Raw genomic sequence first — 26,191 nt, forward strand, 5'->3', positions numbered from 1 at the left:
GTTCATGAGGCCGGCCATGAACACCGACGCCCTACGGGCCGATCTTCAACACGTACCTGCGGCTGAACATGGTGCACGAGAACGGCCGCGCCGGCATGGCGAGCAGGAACGACGTCCGCATCAAGAACAGCCAAAAGTCCTCATCGGAGGCTCGCCGGGAACCTCAGAGGAACAGCTCGATCACGGGGACGGCGACGTCCGGCGGCTCCACGGGCAGTTCCAGGGTCAACGTGTCCTCGGGGATCGCGATCGAGTGCACGTGCCCGTTGTCGTACGCCGGGTCCGGCTCCCAGGTGCGGATCTCGGACCCGTCGTTCAGCAGTTGCGCGTACCGTACCTTGCCCGCCAGCCCCGGCAGGTGCAGGTGCCGGAACGGCCACGAGAAGACGTGCACGTACAGCCGGTCGCCGCGCTGCGTGTAACGGCAGTCCGCGGGCGCCTCGAACTCGCTGACTCCCGCCCCGTAGATCGACCGGCTGTGCGACCGCATCCAGTCGCCGATCTCGCGCAGCGTCTCCAGCGCCCGCGGCTCGAACTCGCCGCGGCCGTTCGGTCCCACGTTGAGCAGCAGGTTGCCGTCCTTGGACACCGAGTCGACCAGCATCTTGATCAGCATGTCCGGTGACTTCCAGGTGTGGTTGTCCCGGTAGTAGCCCCAGCTGCCGTTGAGGGTCTGGCACGCCTCCCAGACCGCCCCGATGGGGCCGGTCGGCTGGTATGCCTCGGGTGTGGTGAAGTCGCCCGGCAGTTCCAGCCGGTCGTTGAGCAGGATGTCCGGCTGGAGGCCGCGGATCTTCTCGATGAGCTCCGCCGAGCGCCACTCGGCCTTGCCCTTGCCGCCGTACACCGGCTTGCCCTGCCTGATCCGCTTGCTGTAGGAGAAGTCGAACCACAGCGTGTCGATGGGGCCGTACCGGGTCAGCAGTTCCTCGACCTGACCGTGCAGGTAGTCGGCATATTTCGTGACATCGCGTTCGGGGAGGTTCCCGCCCTCGACGTACGCGGGGTGCAGCCCGTCGATGGGGAAGTCCGGGTGATGCCAGTCCAGCAGCGAGTAGTAGAACCCGACGCCCAGCCCCCTCCTCCGGAACGCCTCCACGAACGGCCCGATCAGATCCTTGCCGTACGGCGTGCCGCTGACGCAGTAGTCGGTCAGCTCGGAGTCCCACAGGCAGAACCCGTCATGGTGCTTGGCGGTCAGCACCGTGTACCGCATCCCGGCCCGGTCGGCCGCCTCCGCCCAGGCCTCCGGGTCGTACAGGTCGGGGTCGAAGCGCTCGAAATAGCGCTGGTAATGCTCGTCGGAGAGCCGCTCGCGCTGCTTGACCCATTCGTGCCGCGCGGCCAGCGCGTACAACCCCCAATGGACGAACAACCCGAAACGCCGCTCCCTGAAGCTGTCGGTCCTAGACATGGCGGAAACCTCTTTCGTGGAGTTGGGCCGCGTACAGCGACGGGATCTGCAGGTCGGCCTCGCCGACGCCCTCGACGTGGCCGATCGGCTGCGCGAACGGACCGTTGGCGTTCACCACGGCGTTCCTCGCGCCGACGACGTAGTTCTGTGCGGTGGGCGGCTTCTGCACGACGATCTGGGTCCCGGACATGTCGCACCCCCAGGCCACGGAATGGGCCGCCGACCAGCCGTGCGACGTACCCCACCAGCCCCGGTTGTACAGGCCGAGCGTCAGCGTGCGATGCGGGTTGACCTCGCGGTGGCCGTCGAAGAGCAGGCCCGTGTTCCAGCGCCGATGACCCTCGCTGGTGTTGTAGGTCTCCTCGGAGGTCCCGCGCAGGAAGACGATCCCCGAGTTCGAGGCGGCGCCGTTGCAGATGAACGCGTGCCTGGCCTTCGTGGCGTGGCAGTCCTTGAAGAGCACGAGCTGGGCGAACGGGTGGGCACAGAAGTTGTAGCGGTTCCCGCCCGCGGAGGTCGCGCCGGTCGGCTCCAGCGCGCGGCAGTTGTCGACCGTTACCCGGGTGGCTTCCCACGCCTCCATCCCGACCTGCCAGAACCGCAGTGCCGTGCAGTCGCGGATCCAGGCGTCCTCGGCGCGGAAGACGCGGATGGCGTTCTGCACCGCCGACTTGTCCACGAACGGGTCGCCGGTGAACTCGACGTCCACCCGCAGCCGCTCGACGCCTACCTCGGTGACCACGCCGGCCCGGTCGGTCTTGTAGAGGTACGACTGAGACAACGACCGGTCCAGGTGGTTGTAGACCGGCGCGTCGACGGTCACCTGATTGCCCCGGATGTCGGTGATGTAGCGGTTGTAGAGGATGGGCTCCTCATCCACGTTCCACGGCCGGCCGGTGTCGTGCCCGCCGTAGCCGATGGCCTTCAGCCACCCCTCCGAGCAGGGGTGGAAGATGATGACGTTGTCGCCGGGCCGCAGCCCGCGGGCGTCGGCGACCTCGAACGAACGCTCCCCCACCTGGACGAAGCCGGAGACGATATCGGTACGGGTGCCCGGCACCTCGCCCCGCCAGGCCGACCAGTTCACCGGCCCCTCGCCACCCGCGACGATCACGGTGCGGTTCGCCGCTCCCGCCGCGGTGGCCATGATGACCGAGTTCTCCGCCGGATCCTCGCCGTCTCCCGAACCACGCAACACGGTCCTGCTGGAGCGCACGTAGATCGTCCCGGACACCAGGTAGCGGCCCGGCAGGAGCAGCAGCGCCCCGCGCCGGTGCTCAGGCAGCGCCGCGATCTCGTCCAGCGCGGCCTGGATGTGGGCGGTGTTGTCGCCCTCGATCGGCCTGATCGTCTTGACCACGGGCAGGCGCGGGAGCGGCCGCTCACCGTTGCGGTAACCGGCGTGGCTGAAGTCGGGGACGCGGTTGCGCTCGGCGTCCTCGGCGTAGACGAGCCTGCCGTGCCTGCGGTACACGAGCGTCGAGCGCCAGGAGCCGGCCTCTGCGTGGGCGGACGGCGCCCCGGCCATGCCGGTCAGCGCGAGTGCGCCGCCTGCCGCCAGCAGGGTGCGGCGGCTGAGATCGTGAGTCATGAGCTATCCCTTCACAGCCCCGGCCACCAGGCCGGACAGGAACGTACGTTGGAAGGCCAGATAGACGATCAAACTGGGCAACATGGCGACGAGCGCCCCGGCGAGCAGCGGGCCGGGCCCGATCTCCGGATTGGTGCGCAACATCGACAACCCCACCCCGATCGGGTAGTTGTCCGGGGTCTCGGCCACGATCAGCGGCAGCAGGTACTGGTCCCAGACCATGTTGAAGCCGAAGATCGTGATCACGCCGAGCGCCGGACGGCACAACGGCAGGATGACCTGCAGGAAGATACGCAGCTCACCGGCGCCGTCAACGCGGGCGGCCTCCTCCAGCTCGGCCGGGATCTCCTTCATGAACTCGCTGATCACGAAGATCGAGAACCCCCACGCGCCCAACGGCACGATCATGCCCAGCAGCGACCCCCTGAGCGAGACGCCCAGCAGCGGCAGATCGTTCAGCACCAGCGACAGCGGGATCGCGATGACCTCATCGGAGATCATCATCGTGGCCAGGATGGCCACCAGCACGAACGCCTGCCCGCGAAACCTCTTCCGAGCCAGCGCGTACCCGGCGAAAACGCTCACCGTCACCTGCAGCAGCAGCCCGCCACCGGTGATGAACAGCGAGTTCATGAAGAACCGCCACAGACCCTGATCAGCCGCCACCTGGAAGTTCACCAGCGTGGGGTTCGACGGGAACAACGACATCCGGCTGGGGTCGTTGCTCCGGTCGAACGCCCCCGTGAAGATCGCCAGCAGCGGCCCGCAGAAGACGACGAGCACGACGGCGTAGATGAGGATCCGGGCCGCGGACGCCAGAGGGTGCTTGCGCCCCCAGGCCCAGCCGAGCGTGGTGTCAAACATCGAGCTCCCTCACCTGGGCAAGCGTGGTCTCAGACATTGAGCTCCTTCCGCCTGCGGTAGAGCGTGACCGCGGCCGTGAGCAGCAGCGTCGCCACGAACAGCACCACCGAGGCGGCGGTGGCGAAGCCCATGTCGCCCGTACGGAAGCCGGTGGCGAAGATCCGCGTCATGATCACGTCGGTGGCGCCCGCCGGACCGCCGCCGGTGAGCACGTAGATCTCGGTGAACACGCGCAGGCTGCGGACGCAGGCCAGGATGATGAGGATCGTCACGACCGGCCGGAGCGCGGGGATCGTGACGTACCTGATCCGCTGCAGCAGGCCCGCGCCGTCGATCGCGGCCGCCTGGTAGAGCTGCCGGTCGATCCCCGCCAGCCCGGCCAGGATGATCATCATGTCGTACGGCGCGCCCTTCCAGATCCCGACCAGGATCACCCAGCCCAGAGCGCCGTTCGGGTCGTCCAGGAACTTCTGGGTGTCACTGCCGAACCAGCCGAGCAGGGTGTTGAGCATGCCCTCCTCGCCGGGGAAGTACAGCAACCGCCACACTTCCGCCACCACCGCGGTCGCCGTGACCACCGGCAGGAAGGCCGCCGTACGGACGAACCACAACGTCCTGGCCTTGCCCTCCAGCAGCAGCGCGAGCACGAACCCGAGGAGGATCGAGCCGCCGGTCTGGCCCACCGCGTACACCAGGGTGTGGGCGGTGGCGTCGCGGAAGGCCTCCTCGGCGAAGACCCGGCGATAGTTCTCCAGCCCCAGCCACTCATTGCCGAGGAACGGCTGCACCTTGAAGAAGCTCAGCCACATGCCCTCGGCCATCGGGATGTACTTGAAGTAGAGGAAGAGGATCAGCGCGGGCGCCAGGAAGAGCCACGGCACCAGGGCCGCGTTCCGCCTGCGCGCTGTTCCGGTCCGGCTCGCCGGGGCGACGGCGGCGCGCTCCGTGGTGAGCGTCATCAGCCGACCTTCTGTGTGGCCAGCTCGGTCTTGAAGCCCCCGGCCAGCTCGGTCAGCGCCGCCTGCACGTCGGTGCCGCAGTCGGCGAAGACCTTGTTGAGCGTCTCGGCCGACTTCTGCCGGAACGGCTGCCAGTTCGGCACGTTCGGGAAGTACTTGCCGTCCTTCTCGTAGATCTCCTTGATGGCCGTCCAACGGTCGTCCTGGCGTTCGGTGAACACGTCCACGCTCTAGTTCACGGGCAGCTTGACGATCGCACCGTCGGAGTTGCCCGCCATGCCGATCTTCTGCGCCTCGGGCGTAATGAGGTACTCGGCCAGCTTCTTCTGCTGGTCCTGGAGCTTGGAGCCGGCCATCAGGTAGACGTTCTCGCCCTCGGCCATCGAGGTCGCCCCTGCCGGACCGGCCGGCGAGGGGATCACCTCGTACTTGTCCTTGCCCAGGCTCTTGTCGAACCGGCCGAACATGTACGGGCCGGTCAGGTAGATGCCGGCCTTGCCGGTCTCGAAGAACGGGTGGGCGTCCTTGGTGACCAGGGTGAGCGCGCCGGGGATGACGAGCTTGTCCTTGCAGAAGAGGTTCTGCAGCCACTTGACGGCTTCGACGGACTTCGGCTGGTCGATGGCAGGCGTGAACTTGCCGCCCGACTCGGTCAGGAACTCCCCGCCGGCCTGCCAGATGTAGGTGGAGGCCCACCAGGACGCGTACCCGCGCTCGGTGGAGGCCGGGACGACCATCCCGTACGTGTCGGCCTTGCCGTTGCCGTCCGGGTCCTTCTCCTGGAACGCCTTGGCCAGGGCGACCAGGTCCTCCCACGTCTTCGGGACCTCGGCGCCGACCTTCTCCCGCCAGTCCTTCCTGATGAGCGTGGCGACGGTCTGCACGGTGTACGGCACCGCGTAGTACTTGCCGTCGTACCCCTTGGCCTGCTCCCACGCGCGTTCGTGCAGCTCGCCCTGGCCCGCGATCTGGTTACGGTCCACCGGGCCGATCAGCCCTTGGCTGACGTTCGTCCCGAGCATGCCTGAGTCGTTGATGATGATGTCGGGCAGGTTGCGCGCGGCGACGGCCTCCTGCACTTTGCCGTCCCAGTTGTCGAGGACCGGCACGTACTTGGTCTTGATGCCGGTCTTGGCGGTGAACGCGGCCAGCACCTTCTTGGTCACCTCGGCGGACGCGGGCGAGGCCCGGTTCCAGACCTCGAGCAGATCGTCGTCGGCGGCCGATGAGGAACCTCCGCAGGCTGACGTCGAGGCGATGAGACCGGTGGTCAGTGCGAGGGTGGCGAGCGAACGGCGGGGGGAGGGCATACGGCACTCCATACCTCAAGCGAAGGGAGTTGCGAAAGGTTTCGCAACTTCGAGATGCCCGGTAACGTAGAGGAAACATCGGATGTAGGTCAAGATCTGGCGGCTCTGGATGGTGGTGAACCACATGCGCGCGGGGCGGAGGTCGGATGTATTTCGCGCCGCAGGTCCGGCTACGCTGCCGCCCGCCGGCCGCCCGCCCGCGTCACCGTGCGCATCGGCGCCGGCCGCCCGGGGGTCGCCTGCCGCGCCCAACGGCGCCGGCTCACCGCTTACCGGCGCCTGGCCTCGAAGCGGCGCCACCGAGTGCCGTCATGCCCAGCCGCACCTGCCATCACCAGGCGCGGCTGGTATCAGGGCGCGCATCACGCGGGCCCCATACACCTACATGCCGGGATAGTTCCCCCCGCCGTGAGTGGCGGCCGGCGCGTCGCAGTCCGGGGGCGAACCCGCGCTTGGGCACCTCATCCACGAAGCCAGGTCCCTCGGCTTCTTGTACGACGCCACCTGCACGTGGTGAAGCCGACATGCCACCGGTCGACGATCTGCCGATATTTCCGGTGTCGGGATTCTGCTCCCAGCGAGGCCCGCCACGGCGGATCTTGCCACCCATCCGCCTCCACGATCTCCGCCACGGCGCCGCCTCGCTGGGCCTGGCCGCCGGGGCAGAGATGAAGGTCGTGCAGGAGACGCTGGGTCACACCACCAGTTCCTTCACCGCCGACAACCTACGCCTCGGTCCTCCCCGAGGTTGCGATGACTGCGGCGGAGAAGACCGCCGTCCTGCTGCTCGCCGAGGAGGAGGACCGGGAGGAGCCGGGAGAGGTGATCCCGCTGCGGGCCTGACCCGCTACATCAGGAGACCGGCCCCGTGATCGCCGCGCTTGGACCATCGCACCGGCAGCTACAAGCTGACCACTTCCCGTGCCGTGACCGAGGCGGTCAGGGCGGTGCCAGGCGGCGCACCATCACGCCGACGAACTCGTCGCCTCGCACGAAACCGAAGTCCCGGGAGTCCCAGCTGGCGTCCGGATTGTCGCCCAGCACGACCAAGGCATGCCGGGGCACGACGGTCTCGGGCGCGTCGCGAAACGCTGGAAAGCCCTGTCTCGGTACGGGGTCTCCGGGAACCGCGACCGCCCGCTTTACGAGCAACCGCCAACCGGGATGATCCGGCTTCTCCGGCAACTCGTCCTCGCCACCCGGTTCCAGACCCGGCGGCAGCCCATCGATGGGCGGTGGGTCCTCGATCCGGACGACCACGATCTGACCCGCGTGGACCAGCTTCGTCCTGCGGACGAGCAGCGTGTCCCCGGAGCGCAGGGTGGGTTCCATGCTCGGCCCGTCGACGGTGGCGACCAGGTAGCGTCGGCGGATCCACCACAGCGAGGCTCCCAGCGCCAGCACGCCGCCTGCCAAAAGGAACAGCCTGCTCCAGGTCATCGCGCCTCCTGATATCCCGCGGCTTGGAGCCGGAACAGGCGGGCGTAGTGGCCGTCCGCGGAGAGCAGTGCCTCGTGCGGCCCCAACTCGGCGATCCGCCCATCGTGGAGCACGGCGATGAGGTCGGCATCCCGAACGGCGCTGAGCCGGTGGGAGATCAGCAGGCTCGTACGACCCTGCCGGTACTCCCGAATACGGGTGTGGACCTCGTGCTCGGCCTCCGGGTCGAGGCCGGAGCTGGGCTCGTCGAGGATCATCAGATCCCTGCCATCGCGGACAAGGGCCCTGGCCAGTGCCAGACGCTGCCACTGCCCGCCCGAAAGCACCACCCCCGTTTCCGGATCGCCCTTGTCCGCCTCGGAGAAGAACATGCGCGTGAGCAGCGTGTCGTAGCCGCGCGGCAGCCCCGAGAGCGTGTCGTGCACTCCTGCGCGGACGGCTGCCGCTCTGATTCGGGCCGGCTCGTCCAGAGCGGACAGGTCGCCGAGCCCGATGTTCTCGGCGGCGGACATGTCGAAGTTCATGTGGTCCTGGAACACGGCGCTGATCCGCTCGCGGAGCGCGGGAGGCGGGATGTCCCGCAGATCCATGCCGTCCCACAGGATCTGGCCGCGCGTCGGATCGTACATCCTGCACAGAAGCTTGATGAGGGTGCTCTTGCCCGCGCCGTTCAACCCGACGAGGGCGACCGAACGGCCGTGCGGAATCGCCAGATCGACGCCGCGCAGCACCCACGGATGATCGTCGTCGTAGCGGAACCAGACGTCTCGCAGCTCCAGGCCCCGGCGCAGCACGGGAGCCGTCCCCTCCGACACGCTCGGCAGATCAGGCTCGGCCCTGGTCACCGCGACGTAATGAGAGAAGGTGAGGAGCTGCTGGTGGAAGGACGCGATCGAGGAGACCAGTGTGTCCAGCGCGGCCTGCACACCGCCGACGGCCGCGACGAACATGGCGACGTCGCCGACGCTGAGCGAGCCCTGACGGGCGGCCATGATCGCCCACCACAGCCCGGCGCCCGCGACGGCCGCGCTCAGTACCGTCAGTCCGCCCTGAGTGAGCAGTTCCCGGCGGTCCATCCGGCTCTCGGCGGCGTCGGCCTCGCGCCGCTCGGTCATCATCCGTGCGCGAAGGAACGCGCCGATGCCGAACAGCCGGATCTCCACGGCGGCCTGCACGCCGGTGAGCAGCCGGCTGTAGAAGAACTCGCGGCGGTGGATCTGCTCGGTGTCCCACTGCATGGCGGCCCGTCTGCGCGACAGGAGTAGTTCGGCGACAAGCGCCGGGATGGCGGCCAGCAGCACCAGCGCGGTCATGACGGGGCTGAGGATCAGCAGGGACCCCACGAACCCGATGAGGGACAAGACGCCGTGCAGGCTTCCACACAATCCGCTGACGAGATCGGCCGTGATCCCGGCGCCCTCTTGCGCCAGGCGCAGCCGGTCGAGGAACACCGGATCCTCGAAACGCCGGAGACCGACCTGCCGCTCGGCCGCCGCGAAGAGCCGGTCGGTCGCGACGGCTCCGGCGCGGCGGGCGGTCTGAGCGCGCAGGTAGCGGCTGATCCCCGGAAGCGCGGCGGCGGACAGCCCCGCCGCCGCGAGCCCGAGCGCGAGCCCCGCTACCGTGCCTTCGGAGGTGGCCAGCCGGTCGATGACCGATTTGGTCAGCCATGCGGTGACAATCGGGGCCGCCGCCCCAGCGAACGTCACGAAGACATAGCCGGTCACCCCTCCTGAGGCTGACCGCCAGGTCAGAGACACGGCCTCCACCGCGGCCGAGACCAGTTCCCGCAGTCCGACCGGGCTGCGCGCCCCGGGCACCCCGATCTGGCCGCCGCTCATGCCGGCGACGCGACGGGGAGGTCCTCCAGGCGACCGCCTGCGGCGACGACGCGATGATCGGAGCCGAGAAGGTAGACCGCCGGCGTCCATGTGTTCTGGAACGCGCCGGCCACCGGGCCGTCGAAGTCCTCCTCGAGCACCCGGGCCACCGGCGTGAGTGCTGCCACCATTTCGGCGTCGTCCCCGGCGACCACCGCCAGCACGTTCTGCCGTCCGAGGGCGCGGGCGTGCGTCACGAACTGGGGAAGGAGCTTGTGGCAGGGTTCGCATCCGGCGGAGAAGAACCCGACCAGCCCGGCGATCGAGTCGTGGGACACCGGTTCGCCGTCGACGGTGACGGCGGCGAACTCTCCGATGGTTGAGCCGGGACCCAGCACGAGCGGAGGCCCGGCATGCTGGACATTTTTCTCGCTCAGCTGTCGTATCCGGCGGACGAGGCCCAGGGTGAGCAGCAGGTTCAACACGCACAGCACGCCGATGAGAACGACAGCGGCGGTCAGGTAGGGCATCAGGGGTTCCTCACGAAGAGATCGACGATGTCGTCGAAGGACGCGATCAGGTTCGCCCGGATCTGTCCCGTGGCGGCTGCCGCGGCCGTCCCGTCGAGCGCGGGCGAGTCACCGGGCACCAGCAGGCCAAGCGAGGCGATCCGCGCCCCTCAACCGGTGCGCGGGCGGCGGCCGGCCGCCGCCCGCGGTGCTATGCCGGCCGCGTCAGCAGGTGCCGACCCTGACCGTCTGGCACCCCTGGTCGAGGCAGCAAGAACGGAGGTACTTGACCCCGTCCTTGCAGTAGTAGGTGTTGGTGCAGGCGGCTTCCACGGTCACCTTGTGGGCGACGCGTGCAAGCAGACGATCTACGAGACCCATCATGATGTCTCCCTCTCCAGCCCTGCGGCCGAAACGATGATGATCACGATGATCTGGTCTTCCGAATTACGGCGCAACGGTCGAAATTAAATTCCCACCCAACGATAAGAGGGGCCAGGTTTCTGATATTTCAGACACAAAGCAATGTTCTTTGCATGGCCCGAAAAGGGCGTCCATGCGGATCGGGAGCATGATCGGGGGGACGTTCCACGACGATGGACGGGACCTTGTGCCTGCCGATAATTGCATCCGTCCAGGTCATGCCTCTGTGAGGGCTTCGAGTGGCGTACGCGAGCTTCTCCTCCCAGGAAAGGGAGGCCGGTGCGGCATGATGATCGGCCGTGCTCCTTCGCCTGGCCTACCTGACCGTAACGAACGCCTTCGCCGCGCTGTGGTTGACGCCGATGGGCGATCGGGACAAGGACGTCGAGATCCTTGCCGTGCGCCACCAGATCAGCGTTCTTGAACGACAGCCCGGCGCGATGAGGCCGTTTCAGAGGGCCTCGGGCGCTTGACCCAGCAGTGCCGCGGACGTGGACCGCTCCGGTGCGCCGATGTCCGTGAACAAGGCATGGGCCCGTCCCCAAAGGCGTCGGGACTCCTCGCGCTCCGTGCCTTTCACGGCATGGCCGAGTGTCATCAGGGCGCGGGCGTAGTCCAGCCGCTGTCCGGATCGCCGCGCCTCCTGCAGAGCCTGCTCGCACGCCTCGACGCACTGCTCCACGTCACCCACCGCCAGGTGGATGGCGGCGAGCAGGCCGTGCAGCCGCGGCACGTTCAGCAGATTGGACGTGAGCGCCAGCGTCAGCGACCGGTCCGCCTCGTCCAACGCTGTCGCGTACCTACCTTGGCGGTAATGGAACTCCGCGCGGCCGAGCAACACCTCGTCCAGGTCGATGCCCGTGTGCTCGGCGAGGTCCAGCGCGGCGTCGAGGCGGGTGAGCGCGCTGTCCGCGCTGTCCGCGTTGCCGAGCTCCAGCTCCGCTCCCGCCATGCCGGTCAGCGAGGCGATCTGGCACCGCCGGTTCCCGACTTCCCCGGCGATGGCCAGGCTCCGGCCGAAGACGTCGATCGCCCGCTCGTAGTGGCCGGCGTCGCGGTGCACCAAGCCGAACGTCTCGTACGTCACCGCCTCGGCGTACCTCAACCCCTCGGCCTCGGCCAGGGCCAGCGCTTCCTCCAGGGATTCCAGCGCCTCGGGGAACCGGGCCTGCCTCTTGCGCACCAGAGCCAGATTGACCAGTGTCAGCGTCTGGAGATGCCGGTCGCCGGACTTCCTGGTCAAGGGAAGGGAAGCCCGAAGGCATTCCTCGGCGCGGTCCAGCCGCGCGAGGATGAGGTAGGCCGAGGCCAGGTTGTTCAGCCCGCCCGCCTCGCCGCGCACCGACCCGAGCGCGTGATGGATCTCCACCGACCGCCGATAACGCGGGATGGCCTGGTGCGGCTCACCCTGCTGTTTGAGCACCACGCCGCAGCCTTGGAGCGCCCTGGCCTTGCCCAGCGGCCAGCCCGCCCGGCGCGACAGCGCCAGCGCGCGCTCGTAGTGATCCATGGCGTCCTTGAGGTCGGCCATGCGCCATCGGGCGAGTCCGAGCGAATGGTGCATCGCCGCCTGCCCTCTGAAGTTCCGCTCGTCCTCGGCGGCGGCCAGCGCGATCTGCGCCAGACGCAGCCACTCCCCACGGGTCCGCCGGTGATGCAGGATGTCCGTCAGGACCTCGACCAGCAACCACGCGTACGACCGCGGCCCGTGCGCGGCGGCGTACGACACGGCGGCCACGAGGTTGTCCCACTCGGTGTCGAGCCAGTCGAGGGCGTCGGCCGCGGCGTCGAAGGTCGTCGGCGTGACCTCCGGCTGAGCCCCGTAGGCGAGCTCCGCGACTTCGAAGCCGGCCGCCGCGGTGGCGCCGATGACCGTGGTCAGGTAGTAGTCGAGCAGCCGCTGGACGGCGGCCCGCCGCTCGCTCGCGGCGTCCTCGGCGAGGCTGCGCTGTGCGGCGTACTCCAGCACCAGGTCATGGGCGGCGAAACGGTGCGGCCCCGTTTCCTTGATCAGGTGGATCCGCGCCACCGTGGCGAGCAGGTCCTCCGCGCGCTCGCGGCTGGTCCTCGTCAGGGCGGCCGCCGCCGCAGGAGAGATACCGCTCCCCCGCGCCAGTCCGAGCAGGCGGAACATCCGCTGCGCCGCCGGCGGCAACGCGTTGTGCGACAGGTCGAGGGCCGCCTGGACGGCCACGCTCTCGTCGCCCTCCACACGCAACCTCACCAGCCGCCCCCGGTCCGCGAGCTGGTGGACGTAATGGCCGATCATCCGGTGCCCGTGGTCGCCGATCCAGGACACGGCTATGGACAGCGCCAGCGGCAGCCGGCCGCAGAGCGCCACGAGCTCTTCGGCGGCGTCCGGCTCCCGCAGCAGGCGGTCCTCGCCGATGCCGTGGGCGAGCAGTTGGTGCGCCTCCTCGTGGTCCAGCACGTCCAGTGTGAGGCGCTCGATCCCGTCCATGGCCACCAGGCCGCCCAGCCGGTTGCGGCTCGTGATGACGGCCCGGCATCCGGGGTCCGCGGGCAGCAACGCGCGTACCTGCTCCGGGTCGGCCACGTCGTCCAGGACCACCAGCACCTGCCGTCCCGCCAGAAGCGAGCGGTAGAGCGCGATCTGAGCGTCCAGCTCGACCGGTATGTCCTTCACCGCCGCGCCGAGCCCCTGCAACAGCAGCTGCAGCGCCTCGGGGAGAGACATCGGCTCCCGCTGGTCGAAGCCCCGCAGGTCGAGGAACAACTGCCCGTCGGGGAAGCGATCGCTCGCGCGGTGTGCCCACCGGATCGCCAGCGCGCTCTTCCCCACGCCGGCGGGGCCGACCACGAGCGTCACCCGGCCGGCCTCCATGCGCCGCAGCTCCGCGGAACGGCCCACGAAGCGGCTGGTGACGGGCGGCAGCTGGCGCGGCACGGGCGCCCGCCTGACCGTCTCGGCCGTCGGCTCCTGCTCCTCGAGCAGGCGCTGGTGAAGCCGCTGCAGCTCTCTGCTCGGTTCCACCCCGACCTCGTGTACGAGCCTCGTCCGGAAGTCCCGGTAGGCCTCCAGCGCGTCGGGGAGCCGGCCGTCGTCGCGCAGTGCCCGCATGAGCAGCGCGTGGGGCCGCTCACGGAGCGGCTGTTCGGCGACGAGCCGCGTCAGGCCGGCGATGGCCGCCCGGCTTCGCCCCATCCCGAGCAGCGCGGCGGCGTGGCCCTCGGCCGCCTCGCATCTGAGCTCCTCGAGCCGGTGCCGCTCGGCCTGGGCGACCGGGTCGGCCAGATCGGCGAAGGGGTCGCCGCGCCACAGCGCGAGAGCCTGATCGTACAGATCCAGCGCGGCCTGGTGCCGGTCGTCCCCGGACGCGTGCCGTGCGTTCTCCACCAGCGAGGCGAACTCCTCGGCGTCCACCGCGGCCGCTTTGGCGGGGATCATGTATCCCGGGCTCCGGGTGAGGACGACGTCGCGTCCGTGGGGGCTGAGCGCCCGGCGGAGCTCCGCGATCAGCGCGCGCAGCCGTGCCGGGGCGGAGGGCGGCAGGTCCTCCCCCCAGAGGCGGTCGGCCAGCCGTTCCACGGACACCACACCGCCGGCGTCCAGGAGCAGGGCCGAAAGCAGCGCCCGCTGCCTGCCGGTCAGGTGGACGGGCCGGCCCTCGACGATGATCTCCAGAGGACCGAGGAGGAGGAATCGGACACCGGACAAGATCACGAGTTCGAGGCTAGTCCACCCCTCCGACAGCGGCAATTTGCTTCCGTGCGAGATCCATGCACACAGCTGCCATTGTGTTGCCAAAACCCATCTCCGATGAGGCCACAACTCAAAGGCATCTCCTGGGAGCGGGTCGGGGATGAGCTGCGGCTGGCCTATGACCCCTGCGACCAGCTGCTCCTGACCGACCCCGACGGGATCGTGAAAACCTCGTGGGCGGGCTCATCGACTGGTGACGCCGGCCACCCTGCCGGCGCTTGGACAGCCCAGCAGGCCCGAAACCTACTCACGGACCTCGGCGAGCGGCTCGACTCCTTCCGCTTCCTCATCCGCGATCGAGATGCCACGTACATCAGCATCTTCACGGGCGCGGGCATGACGGTGGCCAAGACCCCGCCGCGCACACCGTCCTGCCGCCGGAGGGGCGGATCGAACGTCGGAAGGTGCCCTGCGGATTGATGGCCAACCGCCGCCCCGGCCGGTCGTGTACCGGCGGGACAGCGCCTTCACAACCGAGGTGCCCAGGATGGCGATCGAAACCGTGACCGAGGAGCCGGCGTGATCAGGCCAGGGCGATCAAATCGGCGTAGCCGTCGTTCCACAGGTCTTCGACCCCGTCGGGCAGCAGCAGCACCCGATCCGGCCGAAGCGCTGCGACGGCCTCCTGGTCGTGCGTGACCATCACCACGGCACCCCGGTACGCGGCCACTGCCGCCAGCACTTCGGCCTTGGAGGCCGGGTCGAGGTTGTTGGTCGGCTCGTCCAGCAGCAGCACGTTGGCCTGGGAGCTGACCAGCCCGGCCAGCGCCAGCCGGGTCTTCTCCCCGCCCGACAGCACCCGGACGGGCTTGTCCACGTCGTCGCCGCTGAACAAGAACGACCCCAGCACCGTCCGGGCCTCGCCGTCGCTCAGGTGCGGGGCGGCGCCGGCCAGGTGCCGCCCGACCGTGTGCGCCGGGTCGAGCGTGTCGTGCTCCTGGGCGAAGTAGCCCAGCCGCAGCCCGTGCCCGTGCACGACCCGTCCCGAGTCGGGCCGCTCGTACCCGGCCAGCAGCCTGAGCAGCGTGGTCTTGCCCGCGCCGTTGAGCCCCAGGACCACGAGCCGGCTGCCCCGGTCGACGGCCAGGTCCACCCCCGCCAGCACCGGCCGCCCGCCGTACGACTTGGCCAGGCTGATCGCGCCGAGCGGCGTGCGGCCGCTCGGCGCGGGCTCGGGCAGCCGGATGCGGGCGACCTTCTCGGCGACGCGGGGCGGGGGAGTCTCGGCGAGCATGCGTTCCGCGCGCCGGGCCATGTCCCTGGCCCGGGTCGCGGTGGCCACGTTGGAGCGCATGCGGCCGGCCTGGGCTTGAAGCGCTGCGGCCTTGCGCTCGGCGGTGAACCGCAGGCGCGTCCTGCGACGGTCGTCGGCCTCGCGGTCGGCGAGGTAAGCGTGCCAGCCGGTGTTGCGCGCCTCCAGTGCGCCGTGCTCAACGTGCCAGACGCGGTTGACCACGTCGGCCAGCAGCCCGGTGTCATGGGTGATGAGGACCAGGCCTCCGGAATGGCCGGCCAGGAAAGAGCGCAGCCAGGCTATGGAGTCGCCGTCGAGATGGTTCGTCGGCTCGTCGAGCAGCAGGACGCCGGGCTCGGCGAACAGCACCCGGGCCAGCTCCACGCGGCGGCGCTGCCCGCCTGACAGGTCGCCCACCGGCCGGTTCAGCACCCGGTCGGGCAGGCCGAGCCCGGCGGCGACGCGGGCGGCCTCACCCTCAGCCGCATACCCGCCGCGGGCCTGGAACTCTGCCTCAACCCGGACGTAGCGGGCCATGGCCCGCTCGTCGCCGCGCTCGGCCAGGGCGGCCTCGGCGGCCCGCAGGTCGCGGACCGCCTGGTCGAGGCCGCGAACGGACAGGACGCGGTCGAGGACGGTGACGGCCGGATCGGCGGCGGCCGGGTCCTGCGGCAGGTAGCCGACGGGGCCGGTGCGGACGATCTCGCCGGCCGCAGGCGGGAGCGCTCCGGCAAGGGTCTTCATGAGGGTCGTTTTGCCGGCGCCGTTACGGCCGACCAGGCCGACGCGGTCGCCGGGGGCGACGTGGGCGGTGACGCCGGACAGCAGGAGGTGGGCGCCCGCACGTACGTTGACGCCACGTAGGGTGAGCATAGGACTACACTCCGGATTTGCTAGAGGACACACGGGTGGCGTGGAAGCGGGTGTCCTGGCTAGGAAATTCGGGGCGTAGACATGAGGCCGAGTGTAGGGACAGGCCGTGATGGTCCGCCATCCATTTACCGGCCGTCCGTTCCCTCAATGGAGTAGCGATCTTTGGTCGCAAGCTCGACCATCACGAACCGTCATCACCTGCTGGCGAACCCATGCAGCGCGGGCATCTGCCTGAAAATACGCGGCAACCTCACCCGCATCGAACGTCCGGAACCCTCGACTCAGGACCTGACCACGCAGGAGCGGACACGCCGACGACGGGAGTCGCCTACCGCCGGGTGGTTGACCATTCAGCGCGGTGTGTGCGCCGTGATGGTTGCAGCAGTGGCGGTCGTCGATCCAAGGTGCGCAGCCCCGATCGAGTTCACGCCCGGCTGTCCGGTCTGACGCAGACCCACGACGCGATCCCGTCCCACCCGCCCCTCTTGACCAATTCTGTTGACCGACGTATGTACATTCCTATGCACATACTTTAGTCAAGCAGGTCCCACTGCCCTCAATGAGCACATCAGCCCGCCTCTGCTCGATGAGTTGGCGGGTGGTGGCGATGATCAACTGGACGAACGCCAGGCAGATAACGCGTTTCGCCTCGGACCATGAACAGCGCGTCATCACGTTCAGCCGTTCACTGACGCCTTCTCCGAAGGAGGGTGTCAGCTCGATGACTGTCTGACCATGTGTGAATAGTGGAGTGAAAAGCCCCGATGTCTCACTCACCGGTTCCCCCCAGCACCTCCACCTCCGGATCGATGTCACGCCCGTCCCGCCGGGCCGTCCTGGCGGGTGGCGGTGCCGTCCTCGCCGCCGTGCTCGCCCCGGCCTCACCGGCGAGGGCCGGCGTAGCGGGGGACACCGGTAAGACATCCGTCGCCTCCGGCACCGACTTCGGCGTCGCGCCCTCGCCCGACGGCCGCCTGCTCGCCCTCGACCTGCTCGGTGTTCTGTGGGTCTGCTCCGCCTCCGGGGGCACCGCCCGCAGGCTCACCAGCGATCTGTACGACGTCGCCCAGCCCGACTGGTCCCCGGACGGATCCACCATCGTGTTCCAGTCGTACCGCGACGGTGTCTTCAACCTGTGGACGATCCGGCCCGACGGGTCCGCGATCACGCAGTTGACCACCGGCCCGTTCGATCATCGAGAGCCCCGCTACAGCCCGGACGGGCGCACCATCGCCTACTCCTCCGATGCGGGGGGCAGCTACGGGATCCACCTGCTCGACGTCGCCACCGGAGCGAGCCGCGTCCTGACCGACAGCTCCGCCGAGGAGTACGAGCCGGCCTGGTCACCCGACGGGAGCAAGGTCGCGTTCGTCGTGGCCGACACCAGGATCGACGTCATCGAGGTCGCCACCGGAACGCGCAGCACCGTGGTCACGGTGCCCGCCGGTCAGGTCATTCACCAGCCGTCCTGGCTGCCGAACGGCACCGACCTCGCCTACCACCTCTTCCACTCGGGCGCCAATGATCTGGCCGGCACGGCGGGCGCCCTCGTCACCGGCGAGGAGGTGTTCCCGTTCCGTGCCCGGTTCGCCCCGGACGGACGCTATTACTACACCTCCGCGGGCACCATCAAGGTCCGCCGCCTCAACTCCGCGTCCGTCGGCACCATCGGCTTCACCGCCGCGCTGACGACGACGACGCCCAAGTACAAGAAGAGGGTCCGCGTATTCGACGAGCCCGGGTCGTTCCCCGTCGTCGGAATCGGCAGTCCGGCCGTGTCCCCGGACGGGTCCGCCGTCGCCTTCCGCGCGCTCAACGACATCTATCTGATGCGCATCGGCGGCACGCCGGAACCGCTTTTCCGTGACCGCTGGTGGAAAGCCGACCCGGATTTCTCCCCGGACGGGCGGCAACTGGCGTTCGTCACCGACCGTACCGGCACCCTCAATATCTGGATCCGCGACCTGAACACCGGCGCCGACCGGCAGGTGACTCATCTGACCGACTCCGCCGCCCTGTCGGTCCGGTGGTCGCCCGACGGGAGGGAGATCGCCTACCTGGACCAGGACGGCGCCCTGTGGGTCGTGGAAGTCGCCACCGGAGACATCCAGAAGGTCTTCGACGCCACCTTCGAACCAGGCCGCCCGACCTGGTCACCCGACGGCAGAACCCTTGCGCTGGCCGCGGTGGTGCCGTACTCACGACGCTACCGTGAGGGACTGTCCAAAATCCTGCTCGTCGACCGGGCCACGGGTGCTGGCACGTACATCGACCCCGCGCCGCACCGATCCCTGCAGACGCGTGGTGACGACGGCCCCGTCTGGTCCCCTGACGGCACCATGCTCGCCTTCGCCATGGAATCGCTCCTGTGGGTCCTGCCCGTCGACAGGACCGGACGGCCCACCGGCAGCGCCCGTCAGGTCACCCGGGAGGTCACCGACGCCCCCGTCTGGGCAGGCGACTCGGCCACCCTCCTCTACCTGAACGAGGGACGTCTCAAGAGTGTGCGCCTCGACGGCAAGCCCGCCCGGTCGATTCCGATGCGGCTGACCTGGCGCAACGACACCGGCCCCGATCAGGTCGTCATTCACGCCGGCCGCATGTGGGACGGCGTCTCGGGCAGCGTCGTCCGTGACGTCGACATCATCGTACGAGGCCAGCGCATCACCGCGGTCGAGCCGCACCGGGACGGAAGGCCCGGCACCCGGATCGACGCCCGCGACAGGTTCGTCATGCCCGGCCTGATCGACATCCACCATCACCGTGAAATGCAGGGCTACGCGTACGGATCGCGGCAGGGTCCGCTGTGGCTCGCCCTGGGCGTCACCACGACGCGCTCACCTGGCTCGCCTGCGTACCACATGGTCGAGGAGCGCGAGTCGGTGCAGTCCGGCGCCCGGCTCGCACCGCGCTACCTGGGCACCGGCGAGGCCATCGACGGGGCGCGCATCTACTACAACTTCATGCGTCCGACGTACTCCCACGACCAACTGCGGCTCGAACTGCAGCGGGCCGCCGCCCTCGACTACGACATGATGAAGTGCTACGTGCGGCTGCCGGTCGCCTGGCACAGGGAGGTCATCGACTGGGCCCACCGCCAGGGCAAGCCGGTCAGCTCGCATTACCACTATCCGGCGATCGCCATGGGCGGCGACCAGACCGAGCACGTCGGTGCCACCAACCGGTTCGGCTACTCACGCACCGTCACGAATGTCGGCTCCGCCTACTCGGACGTCATCTCCATGTTCAACGCCTCGAAGATGGCCAGAACCCCCACCCTGTTCAACTCCTCGACCCTCTACAGGGACGACACCTCGCTGGTCACCGACGAACGGGTTCGCCGGCTCTACCCGAACTGGCGGATGGCGCAGCTCCGGGCGACAGTCACCACGGCGCAGACCGCCGACCCGACGGCGGTCCAGGTGGTCCGGACGAACCTCGCCAACCAGGTCGCGCAGCTCACGGCGATGATCCGCGGCGGCGGCGTGGTCACCGCCGGCACCGACGCGCCGATCGATCACCTCGGGATCAGCCTGCACATGAACCTGCGCGCCATGGTCAAGTACGGCCTGACCCCGCGCGAAACTCTCACCGCCGCGACCAGCACGTCCGGGGCCTACCTCGGCCTCCCGCTGGGCAGGATCGCCAAGGGCATGTACGCCGACCTGGCCATCATCGACGGAGACCCGCTGTCCCGCATCGAGGACGCCGCCAACGTCACCGCCGTCGTCGTCGGCGGGAGACACCACACCGTCGAGCAGCTCCTCGCGCCTTACCCGTCCTCCACCACCACCGGCCAGGCGACACCTGCGGCCTCCGCGCCTGCCGGCAAGGTCAAGGATCGCGTCCCCGTCCACCAGAGCACGGCGAGCCACTGGTGGAACGACCCCGCCCAGCTCGAGGGAGCCCGAACTGCCTGCTGCGACGATCACTGAGCACGAGTTCTCGTGTAACAGGGGTGCGAACGTCGACCGGATGAACGGCCTGGCCAAGCTCGTTCGACGCGGTCTCCTGGGCGGCCTCGTCCATCGCGCCGATCTCGGTGGACGCACTCGCACAGATCAGCACACCCGGGCGGTACCTTGTTGCGCGCGAACCTGATGGTCAATCCGATCATCCTGGGTGTCCTTCCGTACTACCGCCCGCAGGGCTGAGGGAGGGTGGCGAGCGTTGACCGCGGACAGGAGGATGAGATGATCGAGCTGGACGTCCAGGTGGGTGCGGGCCGCACGCTGCACGTCTACGACACCGCTTCGAAGGGGAGCGGGCGGCTGCCTGTTCTGTGGCATCACGGTACGCCCAACGTAGGGGCGCCTCCGGAGCCGCTCTTCGCCGCGGCCGACAGGCTGGGGTTGCGCTGGGTGTCGTTCGACCGGCCGGGCTACGGTGGCTCCAGCGTCGCACCGGGGCGCACCATCGCGTCGGTCGCCGCTGACGCGGCAACCGTCGCGGACGCGCTCGGCATCGATCGGTTCGCCGTCGCGGGGTACTCCGGCGGCGGGTCTTATGCTCTGGGATGCGCGGCGGTTCTGGGTGATCGCGTCCAGGGGGTGCTGAGTCTGGCCGGCATCGCCCCGTACGGCGCGGATGGGCTGGACTGGTTCGCCGGGATGGTCCCGTCCGGCGTGGCCGCGCTGGGGACGGCGGCGGCGGGCCGCGAAGTGAGGGCGGCGCTGCAGGCGTCGGGCTTCGCCTACGATTGCCAGTTCACCGCGGCCGATCTGGCCTTGTTCGAGGGGCCGTGGGGGTGGCTGGGAAAGGTCGGCGAACCGGCTCTCGCCGCCGGCCCGTACGGCCAGATCGACGACGACGTCTCCTACACCTGTGCGTGGGGCTGTGATCCCGGCACCATCAGCGCCCCCGTCCTGCTCCTGCACGGCACCGCGGACCGGATCATCCCCGCCGCTCACGGGTCATGGCTGGCGGCCCGTTGCCCGACCGCCGAGCTGCGGCTCTGCGCGGGCGACAGCCACTTCACCATTGTCAACCACGCCGAAGAGGGCCTGGAGTGGTTTCGCCGGCAGATCTGACATCTCGGACCGCGCGGAGCCGCATCGTGGTCAGCGGCGGCTTCGGCCGCCGCTGACCTTGGCGTGGGCCCGCTTGAGCCCTCTCGGACCGCCGGCCCTCGCCACGGTGGGGCGCGCCCCCGCGGCAGGACCCGACGCCGGCTTCCGCCACGGCGCTGCCCCGGTACGGCGGACCGCGGTCTCAGAGGGCTCCGGGATCCTGCCGAGATCGATACAGCCACCCCGACGGGCAGCACGTCCGACTCCCCTGCTCGCTGGTACTCGTGAGGATCTGCCGTCCAGCGCGCAAGGTCATGCGCCCATGGTGTTCTCAGCGGCCGGCCGGCTGACTCAACTGAACAGCGACAGGTCTATGGAGTCGGCCAGGGCCCGGTAGCCCGCATCGTTGCCGTGCAGATGGTCACCGGCGTGGAAGTCGGCCCTGATCCGGCTGGGGCGGTCCGGGTCGCGCCAGACGGCGTCGAAGTCCAGCACGGCGTCGAAGGCGCCGCCGGTGCAGATCCATTCGTTGACCGTCTGGCGCGCGCTCTCGCCCGCCGGCGTGTAGATCTCCGCACCCTCGTAGGGCGGGATCGTGGTGGCGTAGACCCTCACGCCGCGTTCGCGCGCCCGGGCGATCAGCTGCCGGTAGCCCGCGATGACGTCGTCCGTCGTCACCGGCGCACCAGGGAACATCTTCAGGAAATCCGCCAGCGGACCGTCCTGTGGGGCGAAGGAGATGCCGAGGTCATTGCCGCCCACGGAGAGCACCACGTAGCCGAGGCCGGGCGTCGCCAGCACGTCACGGTCGAAGCGGGCCAGAGCGGCGGCACCGATGCCGTCGTTGAGCATCCGGTTGCCGCTGATGCCCTGGTTGGAGACGTAGCCGGCGGCCACGCCCCGCTCGGCGAGACGCTCGGCCAGCAGCTCCGGCCAGCTGTGGTTGGTGTCCGGGGTCGAGCCGGCGCCGTCGGTGCGGGAGTCGCCCACCACGACGATGGCCTTGGCCGGGGCGTCGGGGAGCAGCTCGACGGCGGAGATCAGGGCCCGCACCGGCAGGACCTCGGCGTTCTCCGGCAGGGTCGGGGCGGCGACGGCGTCGCCAGGGATCGTCCAGCCGGTCTCCAGGGCGGGGTCGTGGCAGGTGCAGGTCTCCACACGCCCGGGGAGGTAGAGGCTGATGGACAGCTTGGCGAGGGCGGGCAGGGGCAGGTCGACCGGATCGCTGAGGATCGGCGCCCCCGCCGGGACGGTGACGGCCGACGCGCCGGAGAAGGTCAGCACGCGCTCGCTGCCCGGCCGCACCCCGCCGCCGGGCACCGCGAGGCCCACCTGCGCCGCGCCGATGGTGAAGGGCGCGGTCCCGAACTCGTTGGTGAAGCGGACGCGCACCCGGCGCCCGCCGCCGCTGATGCGCACCACCTGGCGCAGGGTCACGTCGGCGAGGGGCGGGTGGTCGTCGAGCGAGCCGAGCCCGTCGTGGGCCGCCTGGGGCGAGGCGCCCCAGCTCCGGACCCAGCTGCCGGCGTCGTTCGTCATGGTCATCTGTTGCCTCCGTTGTTCGTGATGGTGGTACGGCATGTCGAAGACTGAGGCGGGTCTCTGACACGGGACAAACACGGCGCTCACACGGCGGCCCTGCTTTGGGGTCTTGCGGTGGAGCGCGCGAAGATTGGGGAATGGACGGGGTTGCACGGCTTCGCGTCACGCTGCTCGGCGCGTTTCAGGTGTCTCGCGGTGACACCGTCCTGCCCGTTCCGGGCGCGCGGTTGCAGGGCCTGCTCGTACGGCTGGCGCTCGCCGGCGGCCGGAGGGTCGAGCCGGGCGTGCTGGTCGACGCGATCTGGGCCGAGGAGCCGCCGTCCGGCCCCGCCCCCGCCCTGCAGACCCTCGTCTCCCGGCTGCGCCGCGCCCTCACCCCGGCCGACGCGGCCCGTGGCGTGGTCGTGCAGGTCGCGGGCGGCTACCGGCTGGCGGTGGACGCGGCCGACGTGGACGCGCTGCGCTTCGAACAGCTCACCGCTGCCGGCAGGGAGAGGCTGCGGGCAGGTGACCCGGAGGCCGCGGGCGCCGCGCTCGCCGAGGCCGTGGCGTTGTGGGGCGACCATCCTGGCGCCGAACCCGCGGTCATCGCCGCGGTCGCGCCCACGGTCGCGACACGGCTGGCACATGTGTCGATCGAGGCGGTCGCCGACCTCGCCGACGCCGAGTTGTCGCTGGGGCGGGCCGAGGTGGCCGCTGCCCGGCTGACCGGGTTGCTGGCCGAGCACACGGTCCATGAGCGGGCGGCCGCGCTGCTGATGGACGCGCTCGCCGCTCAGGGGCGTCAGGCCGAGGCGCTGGCCGTCTACGAGCGGATCCGCCAGACCCTGGCCGACGTCCTCGGCGCCGACCCGGGCACCGCCCTGCGGGAGCGCCACCTGCGCCTGCTGCGCCCCGACCGGCCCGTCCAGGCGCCAGACTCCTCGGCTGAAGACGCTCCGGCCAGGGGCCCCGCAGTCGTCGTGTTGCAGGCGGCCACCGAACCCGACCCGATCCGGCCGACCAACCTGCCCGCGCCGCTGACCAGCTTCATCGGCCGCGACGACGATCTCACCCGCGTCGCCGCCCTGCTCACCACCGGACGCCTGGTCACCGTCCTCGGCCCCGGCGGCGCCGGGAAGACCCGGCTCGCGCTGGAGGCCGCCCGCCGCCACCGCCACGAATACCGCGACGGCGCCTGGCTCATCGACCTCGCGTCCGTCACCGAGCCGGCGAAGATCGCCACGGCCGTGCTCGCCGGGACCGGGCTGCGGGGCGGCGCGATGCTCGACACCCGCAAGCGAGTCGAGGGTAACGAGCTGGACGTCCTCGTCGGCGAGCTCGGCGGCCGGGAGAGCCTGCTGCTGGTCGACAACTGCGAGCACCTGATCGACGCCGTGGCCCACCTGGTCGCGGCGCTACTCCCCCGCTGCCCCGGGCTGCGCGTGCTCGCCACCAGCCGCGAACCCCTCGCGGTCGACGGCGAGGCGCTCGTCCCGCTGGCCCCGCTCGCGCTCCCCGACCCGGACGACAGCGTCGAACAGGCCCGGAGAGCGGCCTCGGTGCGCCTGTTCACCGAGCGGGCCGCCGCCGTGCGACCCGGTTTCGACGTCGACGAGATCACGCTGCCGGACATAATGCGCGTGGTGCACGGCCTGGACGGCATGCCGCTGGCCCTCGAGCTGGCCGCCGCCCGGTTGCGGACGCTGTCCCTGCCCGACCTGGCCGCCGGGCTCTCCGACCGGTTCCGGCTGCTCACCACCGGCAGCCGTACCGCACCATCCCGGCATCGCACCCTGCGCGCGGTGATCGCCTGGAGCTGGGAGCTGCTCAACGAGCACGAACGCACCGTCGCGGAACGGATCTCCATCCTGGCCGGCGGCGTCACACCCGCCTCGGCCACCGCCGTCTGCGCCGGCACCGCCGTACCCACCGCCGAAGTCCCCGAACTGCTCGCCACCCTCGTCGACCGGTCACTGCTGCAGCTCGCGCCCGGCACCGGCCGCTACCGGATGCTCGAAACCATCCGCGAGTACGGCGCCGACCGCCTGACCGACACCGGCGACCTCGGCACGGCCCGTGGCCTGGCCGCCGCACACTTCACCGAGCTGATGGCCCGCCACGACCCTCAGCTGCGCGGGCCCGGCCAGCTGACTGCCATGAAGGTCATCAGCGCCGAGTACGACAACACGCTCGCCGCTCTGCGTCACCTGTGCGCCACCCGCGACTCCCCCGGCGCGACCGCCCTCGCCCTGACCCTGACCTGGTACTGGCAGATGTTCGGCCGCCACCTCGACGCCGCCTACTGGCTGGGCGAGGCCCTGGCGGTGCCCGGCGGCGGGCCGACGCCCGAGCGCGACTGCGCCCGAGCCGTCTATCTGCTCAATCGGGCGGACATCCTGTCGGGGATCACCGCCGGGGAAGCCGCGGACGACCGGGCGGAGATGCGCGAGCTGGCCGACCGGCTGCTCGCGCATCCGGAGCTGCCGAGCCACTACCGCGTGTTCGGCCCGATCCTGCTCTTCCTGCAGGAGGAGCAGGCCGCGCTCGCGATCTTCCAGCGCCTGGCCGACGGCGACGACGTGTGGCTGTCCGGGCTGGCCCACATGTTCCAGGCCGAGATCGCCGAGAACGCGGGCGCGCTCGACCGGAAGCGTGTCCACGTGAAGGCGGCCCTGGCCCGCTTCCGGCAGGCCGGCGACCGCTGGGGCCAGGCCGCCACGCTGGCGATGCGCGCCCAGCTGCGACGGTACGACGACCTCGACGGCGCGCTGGCCGACCTGCTCGAGTCCCGGACGCTGGCGGGCGAGTTCGGCTCGCTCAGCCTCGGCGACCAGCTCTACAGCGACCTGCGCTGGATCGACGTGCACCTGCGGCGCGGCGACACCGACCGGGCGATGGCGATGATCGACTCCGCCCGGGAGCGTGCGCTGCACGCGTCCTCGGCGGAGATGCTGGTCCTGGTCGACGCGCGGGAGGCCGGTTTGCGGGTGCGGCTCGGCGACCTGGACAGGGCGGGCGACCTGCTCGATGACGCCGAACGGGGTCTGCGCGGCGACACCGCGTTCCCCGCGAACCATGCCCGGACCCTGGTCGGCAGCGCACGGGCCGCGCTCTGCCTGGCGCTGGGTGACCTGCCCGGCGCGGACAAGGCGCTGCGGGAGGCGTACGCGGCCGCGCTGGCAACCCGGGAACTGCCGATCCTGTCGCAGGTGACGGTGAACACGGCCGCGCTCGCCGAGACGCGCGGGCGGCAGTACGAGTCAGCCGTGCTGCTCGGGGTCGCCGCCCGGCTGCGGGGCGCGCACGACCGCACCGATCCGCAGGTCCGCGAGCTCACCCGCCGGGGTCAGGCCGCGCTGGGTGGGGAAGAGTTCGCCGCGGCGTACGCGAAAGGCTGGGAGCTGGACGCGAAGACGGCCGTGACCGCGGCCGACCCGGACGGCGAGGCGGCGCATGGGAATCTGCGGGACCTTCCAGTATGAGCGCCCATGTCTAGC

General features: G+C 70.1%; 17 protein-coding genes and 1 pseudogene. 5 read left to right on the plus strand and 13 right to left on the minus strand.

Going from position 1 to position 26,191, the window contains the following annotated elements; translation table 11 throughout:
- Positions 1 to 163: 163 nt before the first annotated feature.
- The 6 genes from ACWEPL_RS45695 to ACWEPL_RS45720 are packed head-to-tail and all read right to left on the minus strand — an operon-like array spanning position 164 to position 6,138.
- Entirely contained in the window at positions 164 to 1,414 is a 1,251-nt protein-coding gene (locus tag ACWEPL_RS45695; RefSeq protein ID WP_452439904.1) for an alpha-L-fucosidase, read from the minus strand.
- Positions 1,407 to 3,005: a hypothetical protein gene (locus tag ACWEPL_RS45700; RefSeq protein ID WP_452439905.1), complete on the minus strand. Its 1,599-nt coding sequence runs from the start codon at positions 3,003 to 3,005 to the stop codon at positions 1,407 to 1,409. Before ACWEPL_RS45700 ends, ACWEPL_RS45695 begins: the two co-directional genes overlap by 8 nt.
- A gap of 3 nt (positions 3,006 to 3,008) precedes the next feature.
- Positions 3,009 to 3,869: a carbohydrate ABC transporter permease gene (locus ACWEPL_RS45705; protein WP_452439906.1), complete on the minus strand. Its 861-nt coding sequence runs from the start codon at positions 3,867 to 3,869 to the stop codon at positions 3,009 to 3,011.
- A 29-nt stretch (positions 3,870 to 3,898) separates the two neighbouring features.
- Positions 3,899 to 4,828 carry a carbohydrate ABC transporter permease gene (locus ACWEPL_RS45710; RefSeq protein WP_363971663.1) on the minus strand — a complete coding sequence of 310 codons (930 nt, stop codon included), beginning with the start codon at positions 4,826 to 4,828 and terminating at the stop codon, positions 3,899 to 3,901.
- Complete coding sequence (locus ACWEPL_RS45715; protein WP_452439907.1) at positions 4,828 to 5,049, minus strand: hypothetical protein; 222 nt, start codon at positions 5,047 to 5,049, stop codon at positions 4,828 to 4,830. The genes ACWEPL_RS45710 and ACWEPL_RS45715 overlap by 1 nt, the downstream gene beginning before the upstream one ends.
- A 9-nt stretch (positions 5,050 to 5,058) precedes the next feature.
- The gene (locus ACWEPL_RS45720; RefSeq protein ID WP_452439908.1) at positions 5,059 to 6,138 is read right to left on the minus strand and encodes an ABC transporter substrate-binding protein; all 1,080 of its coding nucleotides are present in this window, start codon (positions 6,136 to 6,138) and stop codon (positions 5,059 to 5,061) included.
- A gap of 599 nt (positions 6,139 to 6,737) precedes the next feature.
- Between ACWEPL_RS45720 and ACWEPL_RS45725 the strand changes: the two are divergent.
- A pseudogene (locus ACWEPL_RS45725) lies at positions 6,738 to 6,981 on the plus strand (tyrosine-type recombinase/integrase); the annotation flags it as partial.
- A 96-nt stretch (positions 6,982 to 7,077) separates the two neighbouring features.
- Here ACWEPL_RS45725 and ACWEPL_RS45730 read toward each other — a convergent pair.
- From ACWEPL_RS45730 to ACWEPL_RS45745, 4 genes are all read right to left on the minus strand, one after another.
- Positions 7,078 to 7,578, minus strand: a complete 501-nt coding sequence (locus ACWEPL_RS45730; RefSeq protein WP_363971669.1) for a S26 family signal peptidase — start codon at positions 7,576 to 7,578, stop codon at positions 7,078 to 7,080.
- A complete protein-coding gene (locus ACWEPL_RS45735) occupies positions 7,575 to 9,419 on the minus strand; it encodes an ABC transporter ATP-binding protein (protein WP_452439909.1) in 1,845 nt (614 codons plus the stop codon). Before ACWEPL_RS45735 ends, ACWEPL_RS45730 begins: the two co-directional genes overlap by 4 nt.
- Positions 9,416 to 9,928, minus strand: a complete 513-nt coding sequence (locus ACWEPL_RS45740) for a peroxiredoxin family protein (protein ID WP_452439910.1) — start codon at positions 9,926 to 9,928, stop codon at positions 9,416 to 9,418. Before ACWEPL_RS45740 ends, ACWEPL_RS45735 begins: the two co-directional genes overlap by 4 nt.
- Before the next feature lie 204 nt (positions 9,929 to 10,132).
- Positions 10,133 to 10,291 carry a hypothetical protein gene (locus ACWEPL_RS45745; RefSeq protein WP_185067519.1) on the minus strand — a complete coding sequence of 53 codons (159 nt, stop codon included), beginning with the start codon at positions 10,289 to 10,291 and terminating at the stop codon, positions 10,133 to 10,135.
- Between the two features lie 338 nt (positions 10,292 to 10,629).
- Here ACWEPL_RS45745 and ACWEPL_RS45750 point away from each other — a divergent pair, with 338 nt between their 5' ends.
- Positions 10,630 to 10,803 (plus strand): hypothetical protein, encoded by a 174-nt coding sequence (locus ACWEPL_RS45750; protein WP_452439911.1) that lies wholly within the window; start codon positions 10,630 to 10,632, stop codon positions 10,801 to 10,803.
- Here ACWEPL_RS45750 and ACWEPL_RS45755 read toward each other — a convergent pair.
- A complete protein-coding gene (locus tag ACWEPL_RS45755) occupies positions 10,782 to 14,015 on the minus strand; it encodes a BTAD domain-containing putative transcriptional regulator (protein ID WP_452439912.1) in 3,234 nt (1,077 codons plus the stop codon). The two genes, ACWEPL_RS45750 and ACWEPL_RS45755, sit on opposite strands and share 22 nt — an antisense overlap.
- 562 nt (positions 14,016 to 14,577) lie before the next feature.
- The gene (locus ACWEPL_RS45760; protein ID WP_452439913.1) at positions 14,578 to 16,161 is read right to left on the minus strand and encodes an ABC-F family ATP-binding cassette domain-containing protein; all 1,584 of its coding nucleotides are present in this window, start codon (positions 16,159 to 16,161) and stop codon (positions 14,578 to 14,580) included.
- A gap of 809 nt (positions 16,162 to 16,970) precedes the next feature.
- Here ACWEPL_RS45760 and ACWEPL_RS45765 point away from each other — a divergent pair.
- Positions 16,971 to 20,096, plus strand: a complete 3,126-nt coding sequence (locus ACWEPL_RS45765) for an amidohydrolase family protein (protein WP_452439915.1) — start codon at positions 16,971 to 16,973, stop codon at positions 20,094 to 20,096.
- Positions 20,097 to 20,354: 258 nt separating this feature from the next.
- Positions 20,355 to 21,191: an alpha/beta fold hydrolase gene (locus ACWEPL_RS45770; RefSeq protein WP_452439917.1), complete on the plus strand. Its 837-nt coding sequence runs from the start codon at positions 20,355 to 20,357 to the stop codon at positions 21,189 to 21,191.
- Between the two features lie 330 nt (positions 21,192 to 21,521).
- Here the strand turns inward: ACWEPL_RS45770 and ACWEPL_RS45775 are convergent, their stop codons facing one another.
- Positions 21,522 to 22,715, minus strand: coding sequence for an SGNH/GDSL hydrolase family protein (locus ACWEPL_RS45775; protein ID WP_452439919.1), 1,194 nt, complete (start codon positions 22,713 to 22,715; stop codon positions 21,522 to 21,524).
- Positions 22,716 to 22,849: 134 nt separating this feature from the next.
- Here ACWEPL_RS45775 and ACWEPL_RS45780 point away from each other — a divergent pair, with 134 nt between their 5' ends.
- The gene (locus ACWEPL_RS45780; RefSeq protein ID WP_452439920.1) at positions 22,850 to 26,176 is read left to right on the plus strand and encodes an AfsR/SARP family transcriptional regulator; all 3,327 of its coding nucleotides are present in this window, start codon (positions 22,850 to 22,852) and stop codon (positions 26,174 to 26,176) included.
- The last annotated feature ends 15 nt before the right edge of the window (positions 26,177 to 26,191 follow it).

It is taken from the genome of Nonomuraea sp. NPDC004186, assembly GCF_053603495.1.